This window comes from Candidatus Babeliales bacterium (genome assembly GCA_019749895.1).
Classification (GTDB): domain Bacteria; phylum Babelota; class Babeliae; order Babelales; family RVW-14; genus AaIE-18.
This window is the reverse complement of sequence record JAIEPG010000003.1, coordinates 263,325-285,411: the sequence shown is the minus strand read 5'-3', so window position 1 is coordinate 285,411 and position 22,087 is coordinate 263,325. Positions and strand designations below refer to the sequence as shown.

Here is a 22,087-nt window from a genome sequence, read left to right as displayed (position 1 = left end):
TATTTTCAAAAAGATAAAAAAGCGCCCCTATTCTTACTTGGGGGTAAAGTTTGCTTGTTTTAAAGCTAATACTTATTGCAATTTGAAAACAAACAGAAGCATAAAGGCACATACCGTACAGAATGCGAGGTAGCGCTTGGAGGTGCTCAGGCTTGGTGTAATCTGCCAGAGCGAATAGGCATTGATGGTGATAACGGCAAAACTAATCAGTCGGATTACAATAATGCTGACTAAGGTAGCAAGCATTGTTTGTTGTTCACTGGCAATAATCAACCAATAAAAGGTGGCAAATTCAAAGAGCTTAAAGATAAAAAGATTTCGCGATGCTTCTTCAATAATATAAAATTGCTCATACGCCATAAAAAAGAATTCAGTAAAAATAATAATTAAGAGCAAAAGCAAAAGCGCTATAGTAACGCAGGTATTGTTATGAACCATGCCGAGTTGTACTATGCTTTTGTAATTTATGATCAAAATAATAATGAGTGGCGCAATGCAGCGCATCAATTTTTCGTTAATAATTCGAAAAGCCTGTTTTTTAGCTTCTTGGCTCTTTTCTTTTAAATTTGCAAACAAAGCATTGCCTGAGTATCCAATTGATACTTTAACAATCGATTGGATCGCTGTTGCAATAACGCTGGCAAAGTAAAAAAGACCGGCCTGTTTGAAGCCAAACTTGATTGCGAAAAATGGTGTTAAAAAGTGGCTGGTAAAAAATTCGCGACTAATTCGGATAAAATAATTAAATACACGGGCATTTAAAATGCGGCGGCCCAGGCTAGGTGGTGAGCCGGTAGCTTGGTCACGTGGCAGCTTTTGGTAATATTGGTAGGTCATAATCAAAAAGACGCTTGTCACAAAAGCCGAATCAAAAATGTGTGGGATAAATATAACGTTTAAAGAAAGTGGGTAATGCAACGCCAAAAGAGCAAACCAAATTGAAGATAAGTAGCAAATAAATGTTATAACTTCAAATAAAACAACCACTTTGCTTTGGAAAGCCATATGTAAAACGTATCGCAAAAAGGAACGTATTGTTTCTAAAAAAACAATAGTTGGAATGATAAAAAGGTATGGAGCTGTTTGCCCAAGTAAAAATTTACCCTTAAAAAACATCATTGCCACAAAACCAGCAGCCATAATAATTGGCAGTTGGGGAGCAAGGTAATAAGACAAAAATATCTTTTTAAAACTTTTTTTATTTTTTGTCATTTGGCAAAAAAATGGTGCCAAAGCATGGCTCATGCCAAAATCGGCCAATTTAGTAGTCATATAAATTACGGCAAACATACTGCCGATAAGGCCGTATTCAGTAACATTCACAAACTTAAGCAGGAAAAAATGATGAATTATTTTTGCTGCTTCATAAAAAATACTGCCCCAAAAATTCCATCTAAAGCCGTGATGAAATTTCTGTTCTATGCTTTGACAGATAATGTTTTTTTGAATTTGCATGGCACCTTTACGTTAAGATTTTAATCTAAAAAGTATACTGGGTACCCCAAAAAAGGCAAAAAATTACTATCAAATAAAAGCGAAAAACATCGTAAAAAAAAGGTTTGTTTGGGTAAAAAATATAAAATCTTACAAAGCATTATCATCTTCGAGTAGCATTGTATTTAAGGGTTTGGGGGGCGACAATATTTTACGGTGGTTGCATGATACATCAGGCAATGGGCTCTGCAACTCCCGTAAAGCCCGTATTCTTTTTAAGTAATAAGACTTTTTCTTTAATATCGTTCAGATAAGGATAATCAATAATATTGGCTACGTTAAGTTTTTGTGCTCGATTGCAAATATCATCAATTTCTTTGAGTAACTTTTCAAAGCTTTCGTTATTGAGAGGTTCATTTTTTTGCACTTTAAAGGAAACTAATTCAATTGATGCGTTAATTTTTTCTACTGCTGCTAAAAGGTCATGATCATGACACAGTTGTTCTTTTTTTATAATGTTTTGAGATTGTTTTTTGTTGATAACACACAACATGTGTAGTACCAATGCTGCTGTAAGAAAGCCTGTAATAGAGAATGATAGCTTAATTAGTTTCATATATGATCACTATAAGTTTGATAACTTTTTTATACCTTTGTCTGATAATAAGCGTAATAAGTCAATGATAATTGTCAAATGCCTTGAATGTTTAAAAAAATACTATAAAAAAGATAAAAACCTGATATTTTTTTCATTTTTTGATTTTGAGATCCCTTTTCTGTTATCATGTACAACACCTGGCGTTTCGTTGGGTAATTCTGTGGGATAAAAATTATTAGCCTACGTTTACTCGTGAAAGGGTTGCGATGGGTTTGTGCGACGTATCATTTTCCTGGGTCCATATGATTTTTGAAGGGGGTGCTACTGTAATAAACATATTCTCTTGTTATCAAGGTCAAACTGTGACGAGGAACGGGTGTTTAAGAATCCGTCTTTAGAATAAATGATTATTCCCTAAAGGAATCTCTATGGTGTTTAAGATTAGTGACAAGGTCGTTTGTCCAGGACATGGTGTTGCCGTAGTAGAGGATATCATTGAAAAGTCAGTGGTGGGCAAGAATGTACAGTTTCTTAAGCTTATCTTTTTATTTAAGGACATGACCATTTTAGTGCCAACATATAATGTTGATGCGGTTGGTGTTCGACTTCCAAGCGACAAAGAAACTGTGCTGCAAGCACTTGGTTTGCTGCGTCAAAAACCTGCTAGAAAACTAGAAGGAATTGATTTTACGCCAAGTGGTTGGAATAGAAGAAATAAAGATTATCAACTCAAAATTCAGGGTGGCAAGCTCATTGAGATTGCAGAAATTTATAGAGATCTTATGTATGTTTCATTACAAAAAGATCTTTCTTTTGGCGAGCGTTCATTGCTACAAACAACTGAAGAGTTGTTGGTGCAAGAGCTTCAAGTTATTAGAAAAGTACCAAAAGAGGACGTTATACAAGAAGTACGGTGCCCCTTCAAGCAGTTTGTGTTTCATGAAAAAAATTATGGCCATGAGGCTGCCTCTCCCGCACTATAATATTATTTTAAATCAACTGTGATTATACATGAATAACGAACAGAACTTTGTTTTTATTATTACCGGGCCAACAGCTTCTGGGAAAACAGCATTTGCCGATCAGCTTGCGCAGCTACTAGATTGCGAAGTTATTAATGTTGATGTTGGCCAATTTTATACCCCGCTTTCGGTTGGAACCGCTAAGCCGGACTGGAAAAAATTTGCTTATCCATGCCATTTGTTTGATATTCTTGATGAGCCCAAAGATTTAACAGTTGTACAATATCGAACCATGGTTCTTGAAAAAGTTAAAGAAATACAAAATCGCGGCCGCACTCCTGTTTTGGTGGGCGGCTCTCTTTTTTATATTAAATCAATTTTTTTCCCACCCCATAAGCTTGAACAGCATGATAGTCCACGCGAAGAGCTTTTTGATCATCTTAAATCTGAAGAACTATGGGATTTTCTTAATTCAATTGATCCAGATCGAGCAGCTCAAATCCATAAGAATGATACCTATCGTTTAAAGCGTGCACTTGCAATTTGGCAAACTACAGGACAAAAACCTTCAACGTTTGTGCCAGCGCTTAAAATACCATTTAATACTGTTTTAGTTTCTATTGTTCCTAAGCGAGACGTTTTGCGTGATCGCATAAAACAACGCACTGTCGAAATGATAGAAAAAGAGGGTTGGATTGATGAAGCAAGAACGTTGATGGGTACTCAATGGGAAGATTTTTTGCATACTAAAGGGCTGATTGGTTACCCGGAAATATTTGAATGGCTTAAAAATGGCGCACACCGTGATCAGCTTGATGTATTGATTAACACTATTCAATTAGAAACCATACATTATGCCAAGCGTCAATTGACATTTCTTAACGGGTTCATACAATTAATAAAGAAACATCAAGAGTATAATAAGCAAGAAGAATTCATTATTATTGCAGAAAAATTAGAACAAATAACCAAGCAAGAAATTGAACAGATAGCAACGCTGACAAAACGACTTGGAAAAAATAAGGATCTGCGATAAACTTCTGGTCAGCACGTGAGTAGGTAACAGTTTTTGCGTAAAACAAAAGGAGTAGCATGATTCATATTTTTAGGAAGGAGATGAAAAAATGGAGCACCGTATTGTGGGTTGTCTTCGTGGCAATGGCACTTGGAAGCGGTGTTACGTTATTTTTCAAATCTGGTCCAGGACTCGATGATTTTCAGGTAGCAACAATTAACGGTAAAAAAGTATCGTATGCAAATTATCGTCGTTCATTTAATGACGTACAAGAGCGTATTAATTCGTTGCGAGAATATGCCCGCATGATTGGTATTTCAGATGAAATGCTTCTTAAAAGCTTGTTTGGCGCAAGTGATCCATACCAAATGGCGCTGGACCGTTGTATTAAAGATGAGCTTGTTGATCAAGTAAAAGATTCTTTATCTATTAAGATAGACCCTGATTACTTTAAAGAAGAATTTTTAAAACTTATACCGCGCAATTTTATTGATCAAGAAGGTAGTTTGAATATGGAAGCATATCAGGCATATCTTGGTCGTTTGTCCACAACGCCTGTTGAGTACGAAAAAAACAAAGAAAATGAAATTAAGCGTTCTTTGGTTGAGCGTATTGTTGGTGCTTCAAGCTATACACCTTCGTATTTACTACAAGAAGAATTTGAAGAATCGCATGCGCAAAAAAGTTTCAGTGTGGCTGAGTTTGCCCTTGATTCATTTTTGCAAAAGGCCAAAACTAACGTACCCACCGATCAGCAATTAATGGAATTTTTTGAAAAGCGTAAAGATCGTTATCGCGAACCAGACAAGAAAAAAGCTTGGTACTGTTCTATTTCAGCAAATGAATATGCAAAAAACATAGATATTACTGAAGAAGCAGTTCAAAGCTTTTATGAAAAGAACAAATCTGCTTTGTTTAGAATTGCTCCTAAAATTAAGGTTCGACGTATTTTAGTAAGAGTTTCTGCTGACCACATGGCTTCAGAAGCTATGAAAAAAGCACAAACTATTTATGAACAAGCAAAGCAAAAGCCAAATGAGTTTGCCGATCTTGCAAAGCTTCATTCTGAAGATAAAGAATCAGCAAAAAATGGTGGCCTCATAGACTTTTTCTCAAGTGGGTCTTATGACCGTGACTTTGAACGGGCAGCTTTCCGCTTAAATGAACCGGGCCAAATTTCTGATATTGTTCGTACAGCTTCTGGCTACGAAATTATTCAATTGGTTGAACGGGTTAAAGCAAGCGAAAAGTCTTTGGAAAGCGTTCAAGAAGAAATTGTAAATACGCTCAAAGCTAAACGTGCTTTGACTAAGTTAAAGAGTGATTTGGAGATTATGCATCAAAAAGCCAAGACAGACGATAATGCTGTTGAAGCGTTTGTGAAAAGCCTTGGTCTTAATAAAAAAGATAGTGTTTGGTTGACCAAAGATGATGCTGAAATTAAAAATGTGACCGGCGTATTGGCAAAGCATCTCTTTTCTCGTGGCGAAAAACAAGCAAAAACAGGCTATTTCTTTAATAATGGCGTGTATGTCATTTATCAGCTTGTTGATTCTCAAGCAAGTTTTATTCCAAAGTTTGCAGATATTAAGAGCACCGTGCTTGAGCATTATTATAAAAATACCGCAAAAAATGACCTCAAGGCGGTCATTAAAGAAATCAAGTTTGGGGTGTTCAATAAAAAAGCATCATTTGCCCAGCTTGCTAAAAAACATGGCATCAAGCTTATTGATACCGGTTTGGTAAAAAAAGGTGATACTATAAGTTCACTTAAAAATGCGGGAGAGCTTACGGCTGAAATGTTTGGTTTAACCAGTCCAGAGCAGCTTTTGCAACATAAAAATAAAGACGTTTACTATCTTGCTCAGGTTCAAGAAGTAAAGCCTTTTGATAAGGAAGAGTATTTGAAAACACAGGCCAAGATGGGGTCTGAACAAAAAATTATGAATAATGCACAACAAATGCGAGCATTTATTGCATCTTTGCAAAGAAATGCTACAATAGATGTTGATAAAACCGTCTTAAAAGGCCAACAAGGCTCATAAGACTACTCATTGGAAAAAAGTATGACAACAGCAAGCGTAAATAATACAAACAGGCAAGAGAAGAACAAGGCCTTGGAAGTTGCCATAGCTCAAATTGATAAGCAATTTGGCAAAGGCTCGGTCATGCTTTTGGGGCAAAAGTCAGATCTGAAGGTTGATACCATATCGACTGGCTCAATTTTGATTGACCATGCGCTGGGTACTGGCGGGCTTCCACGAGGCAGAATAATTGAAATTTTTGGACCAGAATCATCTGGCAAGACCACATTGACGCTCCATGCTATTGCGCAAGCGCAAAAGGCTGGTGGTACGTGTGCTTTTATTGATGCTGAGCATGCTATGGATCCTGAATATGCTACCAGTATTGGTATTAATATTAATGATCTAATTATATCGCAGCCTGATTATGGCGAACAAGCATTGGATATTACCGAAATGCTTATTCGTTCAGGGGCGGTAGATTTGTTGGTTATCGATTCAGTGGCTGCTTTAGTGCCAAAAGCTGAATTGGAAGGCGATATGGGCGATCATCATGTTGGGTTACAGGCTCGACTGATGTCGCAAGCGTTAAGAAAATTGACGCCTGTTGTACATAAGTCCAAGACGGTTTTGATTTTCATTAATCAAATTCGTAGCAAAATTGGTAATATGATGCCATTTGGTAATAATGAGACAACAACGGGTGGTAATGCTTTGAAATTTTATGCGTCAATTCGGCTTGATATACGGCGTATTGCAACGCTTAAAAAGCAAGATGGTGCTTTTGGTAACCGTGTTGCGGTCAAGGTGGTAAAAAATAAGCTTGCGCCGCCATTTAAGCGCGTTGAAGTTGATCTTATCTTTGGGCAAGGTATTAGTTCTGAGCTTGAAATTATTGATGCTGCGCTTGAGCATGGCGTTATTAATCAAGCTGGTGCGTGGTTTACGTACAAGGGCGAAAAGCTTGGCCAAGGTAGAGATAATTGCTTGAAAAAGTTAGTAGAAGATAAAAAGTTGTTTGAAGAAATCTTTGCATTGGTTCATGATAAAATGGACCATCAGAGTACTGAATAGAGGTTTTAGTGAACGAGAAATATCCAAAGGGAAAAGTGCCAAATCAGTTGAGTGATAAATATTGCATCAACAATAGAATTAAGGGCGATAACGTTTATGTCATTGACCATGAAGGAAATAATCTAGGCTTGCAGCCAAAAAGTAAGGCCTTAAGGATTTCTGAAGAGGCTGGCCTTGATTTGGTGCAAGTTGGTCAAAAAGAAGATATTGCCGTTACTAAAGTCATGGATTTTGGTAAATTCTCTTACGAAAAGAAAAAGCAGGTTAACGATTCAAAAAAGAATCAAAAAACCATGCAGCTTAAAGAAATTAAGCTGAGGCCCAATATTGGTGATCAAGATTACCATACTAAGCTTAAGCGAGCAGAAGAGTTTTTCCTTGATGGGAAAAAGGTTAAGTTTACGTTGCAGTTTAGGGGCCGCGAAATTACCATGATGGCCAACCTTGGACCAAAGATTTTTGAGCGAATTACTACAGATCTTGGTACGCGCAATGTAGGCACCTTGGTTGAAGAAAAAGACCAACGTGGTGGGTCTTTTTGGTCAAAAATTTACTTTATAAAAGCTAAATCATAATCTACAAAGGAAGTATTATGCCTAAAGTTAAGTCACATTCAGCATCTAAAAAGCGCTTTAAGCGTACTGGCGGCGGAAAAATTAAAAGATCCAAGGCATACAAAAGACATCATGCTTGGGCAAAATCTCCAAAGCAAGGTAGAAATTTGCGTGGTAGTGCTTATATGAGCAAGTCAGATCATGCCAATATTTCAATCTTGATACCATATTAAAGTATCAAAGTAGTTAGTATTTTTGAGTTAAAAACGATTTTTATAAATTGAGAGACAAAGATGAGCAGAGTTAAGCGTGGTACTTCCACTAAAAAAAGACATAAAAAATTATTAAAGCAAACTAAAGGTTATTGGGGACAAAGAAGTAATATTTTTACTCGCGCAAAAGAAACCCTAATGCGCGCTTTAGCATTTGCTTTTGCTGGGCGTAAGGTTCGTAAGCGTGATTTCCGTGCCCTATTTATTACGCGTATTAACGCTGCATGCCGTTTGCATAATACCGCATACAATAAGTTTATTCATGCTCTGAACCAAAATAACATAAAATTGAACAGAAAATTTTTGAGTCAATTGGCTGTTTTTGAACCAAATGCATTTGAAAACCTTGTAAAACTTACAAAAAAATAAAATTGTTGAAAGTTGACTTCTCAAGACGCTAGTATGGTGTTTAATGAGGGTAAGCTAAACAATGTGTTTTTGTGAGAAAAAGGAAAAGGATGACATATTTGGAAGAGCTTGAAAAGAAGGTAATGCAAATTATCAACAAAAATAGGGATATGGCTCATCGTGTTAGTGCGCTTGAAGCTGAAAATATAGCTCTCCGCGAAAAAACACAACAGATGGAAACATCCCTATTGCGAGAAAGCTGTGCTGCTGAAGAGTTGAGAAATGAAAAAGCAACCATGAAAAATTCTATTGAGTTGCTTTTGAGTAGCATTAAAACGCTTGAAGAAAAAGCGAGTTGATGGGCCTATGGATATTCAAAAAAACTTAAAAGTATCTATTTTAGGTAAAAGCTACTCGGTTATGGCAACCAATGAAGACTCTGCCGATATTATTAAAGCAGCAGACTTAGTTGATAACTTGATGAAAATGAAAGTTGAAAAAGCTACGGGCGCTAGCGAAGAAAAAATCGCCGTTACCGTAGCGCTTCAACTTGCTGCGGATTTGATAAAAAAACAACAAAAACTCGATGATTATGAAAATAAGACCATTCAGCTAGCATCGTCAATTGATGACGTTTTATAGTTAAAAAAATACCTTATGCTCATGTATTATTGGTTTCTATAGCAGCATATTATTTCTCATGCCTTAATGTTTTCCAGCTCTCTGGATATTCTTCCTTGTTTATTGGTTCCTATTTTTATTTCTTATGCCTTTTCTATTCTCACAGATAAAATTTATATATTTATCTAATTGAACTAATAAAAAGGAAATAAATCATGCTGAATTTGTTTGAATTATTAGTTTTTGCGACAGGGATACTCAGCGGTACTTTTGTCGTAATGCTATATTTCATTTTTAAAAAGAAGCAGCTATTGCAAACAAAAGAAGCTTCTCAGCGTATGCTCAAAAATGTTCATGAAGAAATTGAGCGGGAACGCAAAAATGCTTCTCTTGATTTAAAAAATGAACTCTATAAAAAGCGTAGCGAATTTGAACTTGAAATCAAAAAAACAAAAATTGAAATACAGCAGCTACAAAATAAGCATCAAAAGAAAGAAGATACCCTTGATCAGCGTGAAAGTCTTCTTGACGAATTGCGTAAGGAATTGCAACAAAAAGAACGGGATATCTCTCGTCGTCTCGACATTCTCAATGCTAATGAGATAAAGATAAAAAAACTTTATGATGAATTGGTTACCAAGCTTGAAAAATTAAGTGGTATTAAGCAAGAAGAAGCTATGCGTATTTTGCTTGATTCTTTGCAAAAAGAAGTAACGCTTGCTAATCAAAAGTGGATAGCAAAAGTCGAAGAAGAAGCTCGCGAAGAGGCAAAGCAGAGATCTATTAGCATTATGGCTTCGGCTATGCAACGATATTTAACCGAACAAGTTACGTTGCATTCTTCAAGCATTATTCATTTGCCAAACGAGGAAATGAAGGGGCGTATTATTGGTAAAGAAGGCCGTAATATTAAAGCCCTTGAAATGGCTACAGGGATGGAGTTTGTTATTGGTGATACGCCGGAAATTATTACTATTTCTGGTTTCAATCCAATTCGACGCGAAATTGCCAAGCGAGCACTCGATAAATTGGTAAACGACGGTAGAATTAATCCAACCCGGATAGAAGAAACCGTTGCCAAGTGCGAAGAAGAGTTGGATGCAACTATTGAAGAAATTGGTCAACAAACGGTTCTTGAGTTTGGATTGAGTGGTGTGCATCCAGAAATTATCAAATTATTGGGTCGCTTACATTTTAGAACAAGTTATACGCAAAATCAGCTTACCCACAGTAAAGAGGTTGCTTATTTTGCTAAAATGATTGCCTCTGAGCTTGGCCTTAATCCAAATATTGCGGCACGCGGTGGCCTGCTTCATGATATCGGCAAAGCCGTTTCTGCTGAGGTAGAAGGACCACATGCGTTAATTGGCGCTGATTTGGCTAAAGAATATGGCGAAGATCCATTGGTAGTTAACTGTATTGCCTGCCATCATGAAGAAGTACCGCCAAAGTCGATTTATGGCTTTATTGTGCACATTGCCGACGCTATATCAGCATCGCGGCCTGGTGCACGTAAAGAAACCCTTTCCACGTACATTAAACGTTTGGAGCAATTAGAAGAGATTGCCTTGAGCTTTGATGGGATTAAAAAAGCCTATGCTTTGCAGGCTGGTCGTGAAATTCGCGTAATTGTGAATGAAGATACGCTTGATGACGAAAAAGCAGAAATGCTGGCTCGCGATCTTGTTAAGCGCATTGAAGAGGAAATGGCATTCCCTGGCGAAATTAGAGTTAACGTTATCCGCGAAAAACGATTTATACAAGCAGCACGATAAAAAGGATTATGCTTCATGGCGCAATTACTCAGGTTTATATTTATTGGCGACGTTGTAGGAACACCAGGTATTAGCGTATTTCAGAAATGGGTACCCAAACTCAAAGAGCAATACAACCTCGATGCTGTTTTTGTAAATGGTGAAAACTCAGCAAAAAATGGCAATGGGATTACGCCCAAAACTATTCAGGCCCTTAAAGGTGCCGGCGCCACAATAATAACCACGGGTAATCATGCCTTTGATAGCAAAGACGTTTATAATGCATTTAATGAGCGGGACGATGTTATTCGTCCCGCTAACTACCCCTCAACCTGTCCGGGCAAGGGGTATGCATTGGCTACTATTAATGGCCAAACCATTGCAGTAATCAATATTCATGGTCGAGTTTTTGTTAACGAACTTGTAGATTGCCCATTTAGAGCGGTCGAATCTTTAATTGAGTTTTTGAAGCATAAAACAAAAATTATCTTTGTAGATTTTCATGGAGAAGCAACCTCGGAAAAAGTGACCATGGGCTATTATCTTGATGGTAAAGTTTCTGGCGTTTATGGCACTCATACCCACGTGCAAACAGCTGACGATCGCATTTTGCCTGGAGGTACAAGCTATATTACTGATCTTGGTTTTTCAGGTTCGCTTAATTCAGTTATTGGTATGCAATATAAAAGTATTCTCAATCGTTTCTTAATTCAACATCGCTTTGGTAAGTTTCAGGTAGAAAGCAGCAGTCCGCTTTTACTGAGCGGTATTTTTGTTGAGGTTGATGCAGATACGGGCAAAGCCGTACGGTTTGAACGTATTCGTATTATTGACAAAGACCTTATTGTTGAGTCGGAGCCTGAGAACGACAAGAAGTAGTTGTGGATGCTATTTTTCTATTTTCTTTCTAGATTTATTAGAATTTTTTTCTCCTTTTTTGGAGCCTTCACCTTTTTATTTGCCGCAACTAACCTATTTTTGCGCCTTTCTATGGTGCAATCATTTGCCATGGTTCCATTGGTTTTTGGCACCATGGTACCCTTAGTTGCATTGTATGCATTACCTTTTTCGGCCGTTTTAGCCGTAAGTATGGTGTTTAATGCTTTGGCGCGTAATGACGAACTTTTGTTTTTTTATTTTTTTTCAAGGGCCCGGCGAGCTTTTGTTTTAGCGGCTGTGTTTTTTTCAGGTATGGTGGCAGTATGTTACCTTCCATTGGTGCTTGAGTGGGCTCCCCAAAGTTATATCAATGGTAAAGAATTGGTAGTGCAGGCGGCGCGTGCCCACTTGCATGAGCTGCCTATTAATATTTTGCATAGCCCAATTCCTGGCGTTGCCTTTTATTGTAAAAACAAACAAGAAATACTTCCTGGCAGGTATCAATTTGAAGGTCTTTTCTTGACGCTTAATAACAAAAATAACGAGCGGTATGTTTTTTGTGCGCACCGTGGGATGATGTGTCACCATGAATTAGAGTTGGTAGATGGTTCTATGCATGTTCAAGTAGCGGGTCATTTTTATCATGCTTTTTTTGAAAAAACGCTTATAAATCTTAATGCGTTATTGTATAAAGATCAGGCAAATAGTTTTGATTATCATCTTAAGTTGTGGTCCTATAAACGGTTATGCGAAGAAAAAGATACTAATCCGCATGTATTTATTGAATTACACAAACGGCTTTCTCAAAGCTTGTGGCAATTTATTATGCCTTTACTAGCAATCTTTTTGCTGTTTTTTGTACGCAAAAAGAAATATGAAATGGTAAGCTCTTTACTGTTAAGTGGTATCCTATTTTTAGGCATGTATTGCTGCACAGCGCTTGGCGGTATTTTTATTGCTGCGCCATTATTTTCGCTGGTATGTTTCTATGGAATACCTAGTATAATTTTGTTAGGCTGTTATTCTTTGTATCGTTCCAGGATTTAGAAAATTCAACCAAAGGGAAAGCTATGATTTTAGTGGTGATTTTATATGCAATTCTTGCAAGTACTTTCATTTTTGCAAAAGAAGCCGTTTCATATGCTAAGCCCTGTTTTCTTATTGGTTTTCGTATGATTATTGCAGGAAGTTTATTATGGGGCAGTCAGTTTTTTTTGAATCGTAAAACAGCTCTGCCAAAACGAGAAGATTGGTTCCTTTTTTTCAAAACAACAATTTTTCATATTTATTTGGCTTTTGTACTTGAGTTTTGGTCATTGCAATATGTTTCTGCTTTGAAAACTACTATCATTTATTCAGCAACGCCTTTTATCGCCGCACTCTTATCATATTTTTTACTCAAAGAGCGCTTGAGTTTTAAAAAACTTTTGGGTGTTATGATTGGTATTGGTGGGCTTATGCCAACATTATTGGCTCAGGCATCGGGCAGTGAATGGTCTATGGAGTTGTGGCGTGTTTCACTTCCTGAAGGTGTTTTAATGATTGCCGTTGTTTCGGCAACCTATGCATGGTTTTTGGTAAGTCAGCTGATGAAAAAAGGCTACAGTTTTGGTTTGATTAACGGTGTTGCCATGTTTATGGGCGGCATTATGAGTCTTGCAACATCAGCAGTATTTGAAGGATTTTCTTCGCCAATTAAAGATTTTTGGCCATTTATGATGTGGGTATTTTTATTAATTCTTACGGCAAATATTGTTTTCTATAATATGTATTCTTGGCTTTTACAACGATATTCAATAACGTTCTTATCGTTTTCGGGTTTTTTATGCCCATGCTTTGGAACATTATATGATTGGTTATTTATGGGGGGAACGCTTGCCTGGCAAACTTTTGCCTCGCTTGGCCTGATAACTATTGGATTATATTTGTTTTATCAAGATGAATTGCTTAGTAAAAAAACTAAGAAGATCTCTATTGAACCAATTCCTTTTGAATAATTGAGATGATTTCTTGGGTTGCACGCTCAAAATTGTCGTTAAAAACCCAGTAATTAAAGATCTTGCTAATACGTTCGTGCATAAGCTCAACTTTGGCAAGTTTAATGCGCGCTTCAATTTGTTCAGCTTTTTCAGTGCCACGCGCTTCGATACGCTTTTTAAGAGCGTCAAGACTTGGTGGTACAATCCAAATTAAAACTGGGTTTTCGATGAGACTAAGTATTTTTTTTGCTCCATCCCAATCAGCAACCAAAATAAGCGATTTACCTTTCTTTAGATCGGTAATAATTGAAGCAGGAGAGCCATAAAACTCACCATTATATTCGGTCGTTTCCAAAAAAAAACCATCTTCTCTTTTTTTCATAAAGTCGGTTCGAGAAACAAAGTAATAGTCTTTTCCGTTTTTTTCATTAAAACGTGGCAAGCGAGAGGTGTAGGTAGCTACTTTTTCTAGAGAGATACTTGAACTAAGTTTTTCTATGACACAATTGGTAAGAGAAGTTTTACCACCACCAGATGGTGCAGAAATAACAAAGAGCCTACCAGGTTTTTTCTCGTGTTGTGTCATTATTTGTGCCTTAGTTTTTAATTACACAATGCGCAAAACAAGTCAGATTATGAAGCGATTTCGCATCATTTTATACAAAGTTTGTTTTTTGCCAGATTATTGATTAAATTGTTGCACTCATTATATTCTAATCTAATGAGAAAACAAGATGTAACAAATTCAGTAAAGGGATCTCATGAAAATAAAAAACATACGACTAGTTTTCTTTTTGGCTATTTCAATGGGTCAGGCTTTTGCCGCAGAAAAAGAAGCACATGTCAATGTTCATCCCAGCGCGGCTCAGATTTATCAGCGTAAAAAATCATACAACATTGTTATTGAAGACCTGAGTTTGTATAAGGTTTTGCAAGGAATTGAGTCCCTTATTGATATTAATGAACAAGAAGCAACTGAATCAGACCAGCAAATTCACGATAATGTAGTTAAATTTATTCAAGAATCAAAAGATCTGTTTAGCAATATAGTAGATGGATTTAATAGCGGATGTTTATCTAAAAATCCCGAAATAAAATATAAGTTTGTTAATTTATGCAATCACTTTAATGGTATTGATAATATTAAACCACGTCATTTGCGTGCTTTTAGTATACAAATGGAAAAGTTTAACAAGGCTATAACAGAGTATTGCTTGAAACGAAAAGACAATCTTACGTTTGATGACCTAAGCCTTTTTAATCAAATTATTAGATTTAATCAACAACTTGCAATGTGCTTAGAAGCTGAAGAGTTATTTCGGATTAGTCTTTTGGATGATGCGGTCGATTTTACTATTTATCGCCCTTGGGAGTTTGTTTGCACACATAAATTATTTGTTGGGGCAACATTATTAATCATCGGGGGCTTAATTACTTATTTCTATATTTTGCCAAAGCTTGAAGAGCATCGACGATTTAAAAATTTGAATAGGCTTTTTGATGTTAAACAATTTAGAGTTCCTGCTCAGAGTGGTTTTACCTGCTCATTTCATGCACTTCATAATCAGCTTATTTTGAGTAATGGTAGCAGCGAAGAAGAAATAGAAAAACTTCTTAATGATAAAGATCGTTTGAAAGAGCACCTTAACGCCTGGACAGAATGGAGAAAGTCTCAAAATCTTGGAGAAGCGTTAGATGAGCAATCTTTACAAGAATTAATTGCAAAGTTTAAGCTTGATCAAGAACATCGCATTGTTCTTATTCCCGCACAAGATGCTTTACGCAATGTTTGTGATTTAGATTTCTTAGCTCAGTGGCGTGCATTAGAGACTCGTTTGGATAACCTTGGGGAAGATAGAAATAGACTCGCATTTTTAAGAAATCAAGAAAATCTTGCTACATATCAGTTATCTCAGCAGTGGGCAGATCTGGTTCAAATCGCCGGATTAGAAAATGTAAATTTCTTAGCTCAAGAAGACAGTCGACAAAATTTGGCAGATTTTCAAGAGGCTGGAGGTCTTGAAGTTATGGCAAATGGTGGCTTGTGTGAGCGTTATCAAGCATTCAGAGAAAAAAAAGAGCCTTTTGGTATTTTGTTAAATACTGCAAATAATGACCGAGCCATGAGATCTACCGATGGTGGTCGTAGAGCAGTTGCGCATTGGGTTACTGCGTTTTTTGTACCGGATGAAACAGCGAAAAATGGTGTGCGCATTAGAGTTGCTGATTCAATGAATAGTAACTATACCGCTAACCCGGCAATTACACGCATGGCAGAGCTTTTAACAAAGAAAAAATAATGGTATACTGCTGGATACGTACTATGAACAGTGCCGTTAAATAACTATATAGCTAAATTATGACCAAACTACCAAATATTAATGAAAATTTTGCCGAGTGGTACCACGAAGTTATTTCCCAAGCAGATCTGGTAGACCCCGTAAGCCCAACACGCGGCTCATACGTGATTAAACCTTATGGCTATGCTTTATGGGAAAACATTGTTGCTATCTTGAATGAGAAAATAAAAGAAAGTGGCACTCAGAATATTTACATGCCACTCTTAATTCCGGAAGCATTTCTAACTCGCGAAGCAAAGCACGTTGAAGGTTTTGCTCCCGAAGTAGCAGTAGTTACACATGCTGGTGGTAAAAAGCTTGAAGAGCCGTTGGTGATCAGGCCAACCTCTGAAACAATGGTCTATTTTATGTTTGCGCGCTGGATCAAATCATGGCGCGATTTGCCTCTTAAAATTAATCAGTGGGCCAATGTGGTCCGTTGGGAAATGAGAACACGTCCATTTTTACGCACCTGTGAATTTTTGTGGCAAGAAGGCCATACGGCACATGCGACACGAGAAGAAGCAGAAAAAATGACGTTGCATATGTTAGGTGTTTATAAAGAACTTGCTCAAGATTATTTGGCCATTCCGGTTATCACTGGCCAAAAGTCAGAAAGCGAACGCTTTCCTGGTGCTGATGCAACGTACACATATGAAGGGCTTATGCAAGATGGCAAGGCGCTGCAAATGGGTACGAGTCACATGCTTACCAGAAGCTTTGTAGAGGCTTTTGATGTTTATTTTCAAAATACTGAAGGCCAACAAGAGGTACCTTATTGTACCAGCTGGGGCAGTACAACACGTTTGATTGGTGCGTTGGTTATGACGCATGGTGACGAAAATGGCTTGATTATGCCCCCAAAAGTAGCGCCTATTCAAGTTGTTATAGTGCCAATATTTAAATCTGATGATCAAAAGACTTTGGTTCTTGAACGAGCTCAAAAAATTGCTGCCGACCTAAAACAGCAAGGTATAAGAGTTAAGCTTGATGATGACGAACAAAAAACCCCGGGCGCCAAGTTTTTCCATTGGGAAGTTCGCGGTGTGCCGGTCCGTCTTGAAATTGGGCCAAAAGATGTTGAAAACAATCAAGTGGTACTGGTCAATCGCTTGGAACAAGACAAGGCAAAGAAAAAACTCTTTGTTTCACTTGATTCATTGAACTCTTCTGTACATGATTTGCTTGCACAAATCCAAAAAGGTCTTTTTGAGCGGGCAGAACAAAAGCGTGCTAGTCAGTGGTATCAAGCCGAGACCTTAGCCGATTTTGCTCAAAAAATGAAAGATCATAATGGAATGTATCAAGTTGGTTGGTGCGAATCACCGGCTTGTGAACAAACATTAAAAGAATTTAGCGGAACTATTCGCTGTGTTCTAGAGCAATCAAACCATAAAAAATGTTTTTCTTGTGGCCAGCAAAGCAAGAACGATATTCTGATAGCCAAGGCCTATTAAAAATAGCCACGTAAAAGGAGTATTGTATAAGCTATGGCACCGGACATAGATTACATTGCACAGTTCCATACGTATTTGTTGACTGAAAAAAGAGTTTCAGACAATACGTTTCACGCTTACAAGCGGGACATTGAGCAGCTTGAATTATATTTTAAAAAAATTCGTATAAAGTTAGGTGATTGTAAAAAAAATCACCTAACTCAGTTTCTTAAGTACCTTAAAGAAGAGGGACTTACGCCAAAAACAATTTCACGTAAAATTTCGGCTATTAAGTTGTTATTTAACTTTTTGAATCAACGCTACCAGCTAGACAACAGTGCTAGCTCGCTCATATTTCCTAAAGTTGAACAAAGTTTGCCGTCCTATCTTTCTGAGCTTGAAGTACATAAACTTTTAGATGTTGCTAACAGCGAGCGTGGCTATAAAGGCATTCGGAACAAAGTGATGTTGTATTTAATGTATGCTACAGGTATGCGCGTTTCAGAGTTGGTTGGCCTGACTGTTGATCAAATTCAGTTTGATACTGGCTTTGTAAGAATCTCGGGCAAAGGAAACAAGGAACGTATTATTCCGCTGCCAAAAAACATTTTGGAGCTTTTGAATTTTTATCTAGATAATATTTATAAAAAACTGGTTAAAGAAGGCGAGCGAGAAAACAATAACTATCTTTTTTCAACACGCTATAAAAAAGAGATTAAGCCAATTTCACGACAATCTTTTTGGATTATTTTAAAGCATCTTTTAGCTAAAGCGCATATCAAAAAAAATATTTCTCCTCACAGCTTACGTCATTCTTTAGCAACTCATTTGCTCAAAAATGGCGCTGATCTTCGTTCATTACAAATGATTCTTGGGCATGAAAGCATTTCCACGGTACAGATTTATACGCATCTTGGCGATAACGAACTTCGTAAAATTTATAATAAAAAACACCCTCGTGCGTAAAACATCTTTGCGCATAAATTTCCCTGTTGTATACTAGGTGCATTGTAGAAAATTAATCTTTAAAATCGATGATACGTTCATCACGAGAAATGAAGGATAAGGCATGGAAAGTAAATTTACGGTAGATCAAAAGGAGCTGCTATCGCTTCTCTCGTCAATGCAACCAATTTGTAATAAACGTACAACGCTTAACGTAACTGAATCCATTTTGTTTCATGTTGCGCCACGCGAGTTAACGCTTAAAGCAACTGACATGGAAATTAGCTTACAATCAAACATGTCTATAGAAAGTGATGCTGAAGATAGTGGGAGCTTTTTAATATCTGGCAAGCGCATTTTTGAATTGGTTAAAGAAATTGAAGGAACTATCGAATTTATCACAAAAGGCACTCAGCTGCAATTAAAAGCAGGCAATGTTGACCTCGCGTTGAACATTAAAGATGCTGAAGAATTTCCACCATTTCCTGAACGCATTGAAAACCTCATGGAAATTGAAGGTGCTTTTTTGCTTGATCTGTTAAACAAAGTAGCGTTTTTGGTGCCACAAAATAATGCAAATCCCGCATTGAATGGCATGCTCTTAGACTTTAACGAAAAAAACATGTCGTTGGTGACAACTGATGGTCACTGCTTGGCACAAATTAGTACCGAGAAATATACCCTAGGAACCGATAAAAAGTGGCTTTTGCCAAAGCGTGCTGTTCTTGAATTAAAGAAACTTCTTGAGGGAAGTGAAGGTAATGTATTTTTGGGAACGTGCGGCCAGCAGCTTGTTTTTTCGGGCAAAAATTTTAATTTTTTTACACGTTTAATTTCAGAACCATTTCCTCAATATAAACCAGTGCTTGAAAAAGAAGGTTTTACGCCAGCCCGCTTAGCAAAAGACAACTTTATTAAAACACTTAAGCGTACCAGTTGCTTACTATCAGGTCAGTTTGTTTCAACTAATTTTTGCTTTCAGCCAGATTCAGTGCGTGTAAACCTTCATAATAAAGATGTTGGCAAATTAGAAGAATCAGTTACCTTGCAAGATTTTGTCGGAGCTGCTGTAGAAAGCAGGTTTTATTCGCCATACTTGCTCAATGGTTTACAGGTTTTTTCTGAAAAAGATGTAACGTTTTATATCAAGAATTCGGTAAAGCCAATAATCTTTGAATCGCGCGAAAAAGATTATCACTTAACCTACTTGGTAATGCCGGTCTCATTGGCACAAAACTAAAAAACGATTGTGCATATAAAAAGCATCAAGTTACAAAACTTTCGTTGTTTCGATCAGCAGCAATTTGATGTTGATCGTCAATTCGTGGTAATTCAGGGGTGTAACGGATCGGGCAAGACAAGTATTTTGGAGGCACTTCATTATAGTTGTTATCTCCGATCTTTTCGCACCCACTTGAACCGCGACTTAGTTGAGTTGGAAAAAAAACATTTTTTTATCCAGGTCGACTTTTCGTTAGGTCAAGAAGAGGTGGCTGAACGAGTCCAAATTGGCTTTTCTGAAAAAGAAGGCAAGTTGGTTAAGCTCAATCAAAAGCCAGTTCAGTCATACAAAGAATTAATCAGTGCTTATCGCATTGTCAGTCTAACAGCAGAAGATATTAGTTTAGTGAGTGGGTCGCCTGAACAGCGGCGCGACTTTTTGAACTATTCGCTTATGCTGCAAAATCCAGCTTTTTTACAAACACTCAAACGGGCAAAGCAAATTACCGAACAACGAACAAGTATTTTGTGTAATGATCGGCTTGGTTCCAGCCAAAACCTACAACAAGAGTTAGCCATTTGGTCGGAGAAATTGTGGGAAGAAACTATTGAAATACAGCGGGAAAGACGAGAATATCTCGCTTATTTGGAACAAACCGTCAATCAATTTCTTCAAGACTATTTTGTAACCCCTCAGGAAGATTTGCGAGTAAAATTTTTGTACTCGCCAAAAAATATGCAAACACATTTGAGTTTTGGTGAATTTTGGGAATGGTTCCAAGGTAAGTTTACCAGGCAAGAGCTTTCGTGGCGCAGAACGCTTTTTGGTTCGCATTTGGATGATTTCACTATAATTTTTCAAAATAAGGCCGCTCGAATCTTTGCATCACGCGGCCAGCAGAAGCTTATCGTATTTTTGATCAAAATTGCCCAGTTGTGTCAGACTGAACAAGAAGGGGAGCCTGGTGTTTTGTTGCTTGACGACTTTTTAACGGACTTTGACCAAGACCGGATTAAGCGTTGCTTTGCTACATTGCAGAACTTTAACTTTCAAGTTTTTCTTACCAGTCCCATAGCCTTTGATGAGGCTCTCAAGGGGGTGGCTCAGCATAAGATTTGCCAAATAAATCTTGAGCAAATCACTGGGCCTATTTTAAAATAAATCGCTCAATGCACAGATGCTTATTTTCTAGGCTTACTGAATTATTTATTCTATTTATGCAATAAAAAATTGACTTTGCTGGTACTTCCTATAGTCTATCTAGTCCAAACATAGTGAATATAATCAGGTTTTAAAAGACTTCATTACTACTCTCCTTTTTCCATCATGCAGGGTTTTCCCTGTGTGATGGTTTTTATAAACCTTTAGTCGAAGTCCAATATTTTGTATCAAATTGAAATTTTTGACTGGTGAAAGCCCTGTTCTAAGGCAATATAAAAATTAGCTTGATTTTCGGATAGGATATGATATCATTCATAGTGAACCTTGAAAATAGGTTAAAAATTTAGTCTCTGATTGGGACTTTAAAAGATCTTCATTACTACTCTCCTTTCTCCTTTTTCGCCCCGTAAGAGTTTCTCTTATGGGGCGTTTTTTTTGGCATGTTCCGTAAGAAGTTCTGTTTCCCGGTAGTTGTAGGGAGTAGGGTTTGGGGAAAAAATAGGCAAAAATTTTTTAAGGGTTAATAACTGGCTGTGTACAATTATGACACACTAGGGGCTGACAGTTTGACCCAGGCTTGTCCAGCAACCGTGACTTGGTCATCATCAATTATTTGTCTTTAAATTTTTCAAATTCCTAAAATACAATACTTTCACCCTGAAACTTTTAGGGTCCGATTTTTCTTTGATAATGAGTGGCGATGTTATAATTGCCTTTAAATATGAACGAAAAGCCCGATAAATAAAGGCTTTTCAGAGTTATTATATTTTTTAACATAATAATCATTATCGGACGGCTTATTAATTCTTCTTGTTTTAGGTCTGAAAAGGGTCATGACGAGAAAACGTCAAAGATTATAATTCGAGACTACCACGGCTTGGTAAAAATAATCAAGCCCCAAAATTTTTCTCTTAGAAAAAGTTTGGGGCTTGGCAAAGTCTTAAAAATTTTACCGGCCTAAAAGTCGTTGGCGACTGTCTTGCCACAAGCCGGAAAGGCAAACGGCTAAGGCATCGGTCACGTCCTGTTTTTCTATGGTACCCATTTTGGCCAGGTTAGGAAACAGTCGCAAAATCATAGTCGCCACCTGTTCCTTTTGGGCACCCCCAAAACCGGTTACTGCCTGTTTTACTTCCCGCGGGGAAAACTCATGCAAGGCAAGGTCGTGTTGGTTGGCCAACAAATACAAGGCCCCCCGCAAGTAGCCAAGCTTTAAAAAGGTCTGGACATTCTTACCCAAAAATGGGGTCTCAAGTGCCAGCTGTGAAACTTGGTGAGCCTCGATCTTGTCTTTGAAAAAATTATAAAAGACTCCAATTCGTTCAGACAAGTGGTCTTTGGGCTTGAGCTTAAGGTACCCATAATCAAGGAGGTAGGTCTTACCCTCTTGTTTACGCAAAACACCATAACCGGTTACGGTAAACCCCGGATCTATACCCAAGATGGTAAGTGACTTCATTTTTACTTCTC

General features: G+C 37.4%; 22 protein-coding genes. 18 read left to right on the top strand and 4 right to left on the bottom strand.

What is annotated here, in order from left to right:
* Positions 1-72 precede the first annotated feature (72 nt).
* Both K2W90_03960 and K2W90_03955 read right to left on the bottom strand, forming a co-directional pair.
* Complete coding sequence (locus K2W90_03960; GenBank protein ID MBY0353495.1) at positions 73-1,455, bottom strand: hypothetical protein; 1,383 nt, start codon at positions 1,453-1,455, stop codon at positions 73-75.
* Between the two features lie 211 nt (positions 1,456-1,666).
* Complete coding sequence (locus K2W90_03955; GenBank protein MBY0353494.1) at positions 1,667-2,050, bottom strand: hypothetical protein; 384 nt, start codon at positions 2,048-2,050, stop codon at positions 1,667-1,669.
* A 410-nt stretch (positions 2,051-2,460) separates the two neighbouring features.
* Here K2W90_03955 and K2W90_03950 point away from each other — a divergent pair, with 410 nt between their 5' ends.
* The 13 genes from K2W90_03950 to K2W90_03890 all read left to right on the top strand — a co-directional run bounded on the left by K2W90_03950 (position 2,461) and on the right by K2W90_03890 (position 13,532).
* Positions 2,461-3,015: a hypothetical protein gene (locus K2W90_03950; GenBank protein MBY0353493.1), complete on the top strand. Its 555-nt coding sequence runs from the start codon at positions 2,461-2,463 to the stop codon at positions 3,013-3,015.
* A gap of 28 nt (positions 3,016-3,043) precedes the next feature.
* The gene (gene miaA, locus K2W90_03945) at positions 3,044-4,030 is read left to right on the top strand and encodes a tRNA (adenosine(37)-N6)-dimethylallyltransferase MiaA (GenBank protein MBY0353492.1); all 987 of its coding nucleotides are present in this window, start codon (positions 3,044-3,046) and stop codon (positions 4,028-4,030) included.
* A gap of 80 nt (positions 4,031-4,110) precedes the next feature.
* Positions 4,111-6,054 carry a peptidylprolyl isomerase gene (locus K2W90_03940; protein ID MBY0353491.1) on the top strand — a complete coding sequence of 648 codons (1,944 nt, stop codon included), beginning with the start codon at positions 4,111-4,113 and terminating at the stop codon, positions 6,052-6,054.
* Between the two features lie 21 nt (positions 6,055-6,075).
* Positions 6,076-7,107, top strand: a complete 1,032-nt coding sequence (gene recA / locus K2W90_03935) for a recombinase RecA (protein MBY0353490.1) — start codon at positions 6,076-6,078, stop codon at positions 7,105-7,107.
* 8 nt (positions 7,108-7,115) lie between these two features.
* Entirely contained in the window at positions 7,116-7,682 is a 567-nt protein-coding gene (gene infC, locus K2W90_03930; protein MBY0353489.1) for a translation initiation factor IF-3, read from the top strand.
* Positions 7,683-7,699: 17 nt separating this feature from the next.
* On the top strand, positions 7,700-7,894 hold the full coding sequence (gene rpmI / locus K2W90_03925) for a 50S ribosomal protein L35 (protein MBY0353488.1): 195 nt from the start codon (positions 7,700-7,702) through the stop codon (positions 7,892-7,894).
* 60 nt (positions 7,895-7,954) lie between these two features.
* On the top strand, positions 7,955-8,302 hold the full coding sequence (rplT, locus tag K2W90_03920; protein MBY0353487.1) for a 50S ribosomal protein L20: 348 nt from the start codon (positions 7,955-7,957) through the stop codon (positions 8,300-8,302).
* Between the two features lie 89 nt (positions 8,303-8,391).
* Positions 8,392-8,640: a hypothetical protein gene (locus tag K2W90_03915; GenBank protein ID MBY0353486.1), complete on the top strand. Its 249-nt coding sequence runs from the start codon at positions 8,392-8,394 to the stop codon at positions 8,638-8,640.
* Positions 8,621-8,923 carry a cell division protein ZapA gene (locus K2W90_03910; GenBank protein ID MBY0353485.1) on the top strand — a complete coding sequence of 101 codons (303 nt, stop codon included), beginning with the start codon at positions 8,621-8,623 and terminating at the stop codon, positions 8,921-8,923. Before K2W90_03915 ends, K2W90_03910 begins: the two co-directional genes overlap by 20 nt.
* Positions 8,924-9,117: 194 nt before the next feature.
* The gene (gene rny / locus K2W90_03905) at positions 9,118-10,677 is read left to right on the top strand and encodes a ribonuclease Y (protein ID MBY0353484.1); all 1,560 of its coding nucleotides are present in this window, start codon (positions 9,118-9,120) and stop codon (positions 10,675-10,677) included.
* Positions 10,678-10,692: 15 nt separating this feature from the next.
* A complete protein-coding gene (locus tag K2W90_03900) occupies positions 10,693-11,535 on the top strand; it encodes a TIGR00282 family metallophosphoesterase (protein MBY0353483.1) in 843 nt (280 codons plus the stop codon).
* Positions 11,536-11,541: 6 nt separating this feature from the next.
* Positions 11,542-12,582: an LptF/LptG family permease gene (locus tag K2W90_03895; protein ID MBY0353482.1), complete on the top strand. Its 1,041-nt coding sequence runs from the start codon at positions 11,542-11,544 to the stop codon at positions 12,580-12,582.
* Between the two features lie 23 nt (positions 12,583-12,605).
* Entirely contained in the window at positions 12,606-13,532 is a 927-nt protein-coding gene (locus K2W90_03890) for a DMT family transporter (GenBank protein MBY0353481.1), read from the top strand.
* Here K2W90_03890 and gmk read toward each other — a convergent pair.
* A complete protein-coding gene (gene gmk / locus K2W90_03885; GenBank protein ID MBY0353480.1) occupies positions 13,507-14,100 on the bottom strand; it encodes a guanylate kinase in 594 nt (197 codons plus the stop codon). The two genes, K2W90_03890 and gmk, sit on opposite strands and share 26 nt — an antisense overlap.
* A 175-nt stretch (positions 14,101-14,275) precedes the next feature.
* Here gmk and K2W90_03880 point away from each other — a divergent pair, with 175 nt between their 5' ends.
* From K2W90_03880 to recF, 5 genes are all read left to right on the top strand, one after another.
* The gene (locus K2W90_03880; protein ID MBY0353479.1) at positions 14,276-15,814 is read left to right on the top strand and encodes a hypothetical protein; all 1,539 of its coding nucleotides are present in this window, start codon (positions 14,276-14,278) and stop codon (positions 15,812-15,814) included.
* Positions 15,815-15,873: 59 nt separating this feature from the next.
* The gene (gene proS / locus K2W90_03875) at positions 15,874-17,310 is read left to right on the top strand and encodes a proline--tRNA ligase (protein ID MBY0353478.1); all 1,437 of its coding nucleotides are present in this window, start codon (positions 15,874-15,876) and stop codon (positions 17,308-17,310) included.
* Positions 17,311-17,343: 33 nt separating this feature from the next.
* Entirely contained in the window at positions 17,344-18,255 is a 912-nt protein-coding gene (locus K2W90_03870; protein ID MBY0353477.1) for a tyrosine recombinase, read from the top strand.
* A gap of 103 nt (positions 18,256-18,358) precedes the next feature.
* Entirely contained in the window at positions 18,359-19,474 is a 1,116-nt protein-coding gene (dnaN, locus tag K2W90_03865; GenBank protein ID MBY0353476.1) for a DNA polymerase III subunit beta, read from the top strand.
* A 9-nt stretch (positions 19,475-19,483) separates the two neighbouring features.
* Positions 19,484-20,617, top strand: coding sequence for a DNA replication and repair protein RecF (gene recF, locus K2W90_03860; GenBank protein MBY0353475.1), 1,134 nt, complete (start codon positions 19,484-19,486; stop codon positions 20,615-20,617).
* 949 nt (positions 20,618-21,566) lie between these two features.
* Here the strand turns inward: recF and ruvC are convergent.
* The gene (gene ruvC, locus K2W90_03855) at positions 21,567-22,076 is read right to left on the bottom strand and encodes a crossover junction endodeoxyribonuclease RuvC (protein MBY0353474.1); all 510 of its coding nucleotides are present in this window, start codon (positions 22,074-22,076) and stop codon (positions 21,567-21,569) included.
* Positions 22,077-22,087 lie beyond the last annotated feature (11 nt).

What these genes read in the sequence shown, in the direction of transcription:
- K2W90_03955 (MBY0353494.1), bottom strand. Translation starts at nt 2,050, where the DNA reads ATGAAACTAATTAAGCTATCATTCTCTATTACAGGCTTTCTTACAGCA.
- K2W90_03895 (MBY0353482.1), top strand. Translation starts at nt 11,542, where the DNA reads ATGCTATTTTTCTATTTTCTTTCTAGATTTATTAGAATTTTTTTCTCC.
- rplT (MBY0353487.1), top strand. Translation starts at nt 7,955, where the DNA reads ATGAGCAGAGTTAAGCGTGGTACTTCCACTAAAAAAAGACATAAAAAA.
- K2W90_03950 (MBY0353493.1), top strand. Translation starts at nt 2,461, where the DNA reads ATGGTGTTTAAGATTAGTGACAAGGTCGTTTGTCCAGGACATGGTGTT.
- proS (MBY0353478.1), top strand. Translation starts at nt 15,874, where the DNA reads ATGACCAAACTACCAAATATTAATGAAAATTTTGCCGAGTGGTACCAC.
- recA (MBY0353490.1), top strand. Translation starts at nt 6,076, where the DNA reads ATGACAACAGCAAGCGTAAATAATACAAACAGGCAAGAGAAGAACAAG.
- rny (MBY0353484.1), top strand. Translation starts at nt 9,118, where the DNA reads ATGCTGAATTTGTTTGAATTATTAGTTTTTGCGACAGGGATACTCAGC.
- miaA (MBY0353492.1), top strand. Translation starts at nt 3,044, where the DNA reads ATGAATAACGAACAGAACTTTGTTTTTATTATTACCGGGCCAACAGCT.
- K2W90_03900 (MBY0353483.1), top strand. Translation starts at nt 10,693, where the DNA reads ATGGCGCAATTACTCAGGTTTATATTTATTGGCGACGTTGTAGGAACA.
- K2W90_03870 (MBY0353477.1), top strand. Translation starts at nt 17,344, where the DNA reads ATGGCACCGGACATAGATTACATTGCACAGTTCCATACGTATTTGTTG.
- K2W90_03890 (MBY0353481.1), top strand. Translation starts at nt 12,606, where the DNA reads ATGATTTTAGTGGTGATTTTATATGCAATTCTTGCAAGTACTTTCATT.
- dnaN (MBY0353476.1), top strand. Translation starts at nt 18,359, where the DNA reads ATGGAAAGTAAATTTACGGTAGATCAAAAGGAGCTGCTATCGCTTCTC.
- K2W90_03940 (MBY0353491.1), top strand. Translation starts at nt 4,111, where the DNA reads ATGAAAAAATGGAGCACCGTATTGTGGGTTGTCTTCGTGGCAATGGCA.
- rpmI (MBY0353488.1), top strand. Translation starts at nt 7,700, where the DNA reads ATGCCTAAAGTTAAGTCACATTCAGCATCTAAAAAGCGCTTTAAGCGT.
- gmk (MBY0353480.1), bottom strand. Translation starts at nt 14,100, where the DNA reads ATGACACAACACGAGAAAAAACCTGGTAGGCTCTTTGTTATTTCTGCA.
- K2W90_03880 (MBY0353479.1), top strand. Translation starts at nt 14,276, where the DNA reads ATGAAAATAAAAAACATACGACTAGTTTTCTTTTTGGCTATTTCAATG.
- ruvC (MBY0353474.1), bottom strand. Translation starts at nt 22,076, where the DNA reads ATGAAGTCACTTACCATCTTGGGTATAGATCCGGGGTTTACCGTAACC.
- K2W90_03960 (MBY0353495.1), bottom strand. Translation starts at nt 1,455, where the DNA reads ATGCAAATTCAAAAAAACATTATCTGTCAAAGCATAGAACAGAAATTT.
- K2W90_03915 (MBY0353486.1), top strand. Translation starts at nt 8,392, where the DNA reads ATGACATATTTGGAAGAGCTTGAAAAGAAGGTAATGCAAATTATCAAC.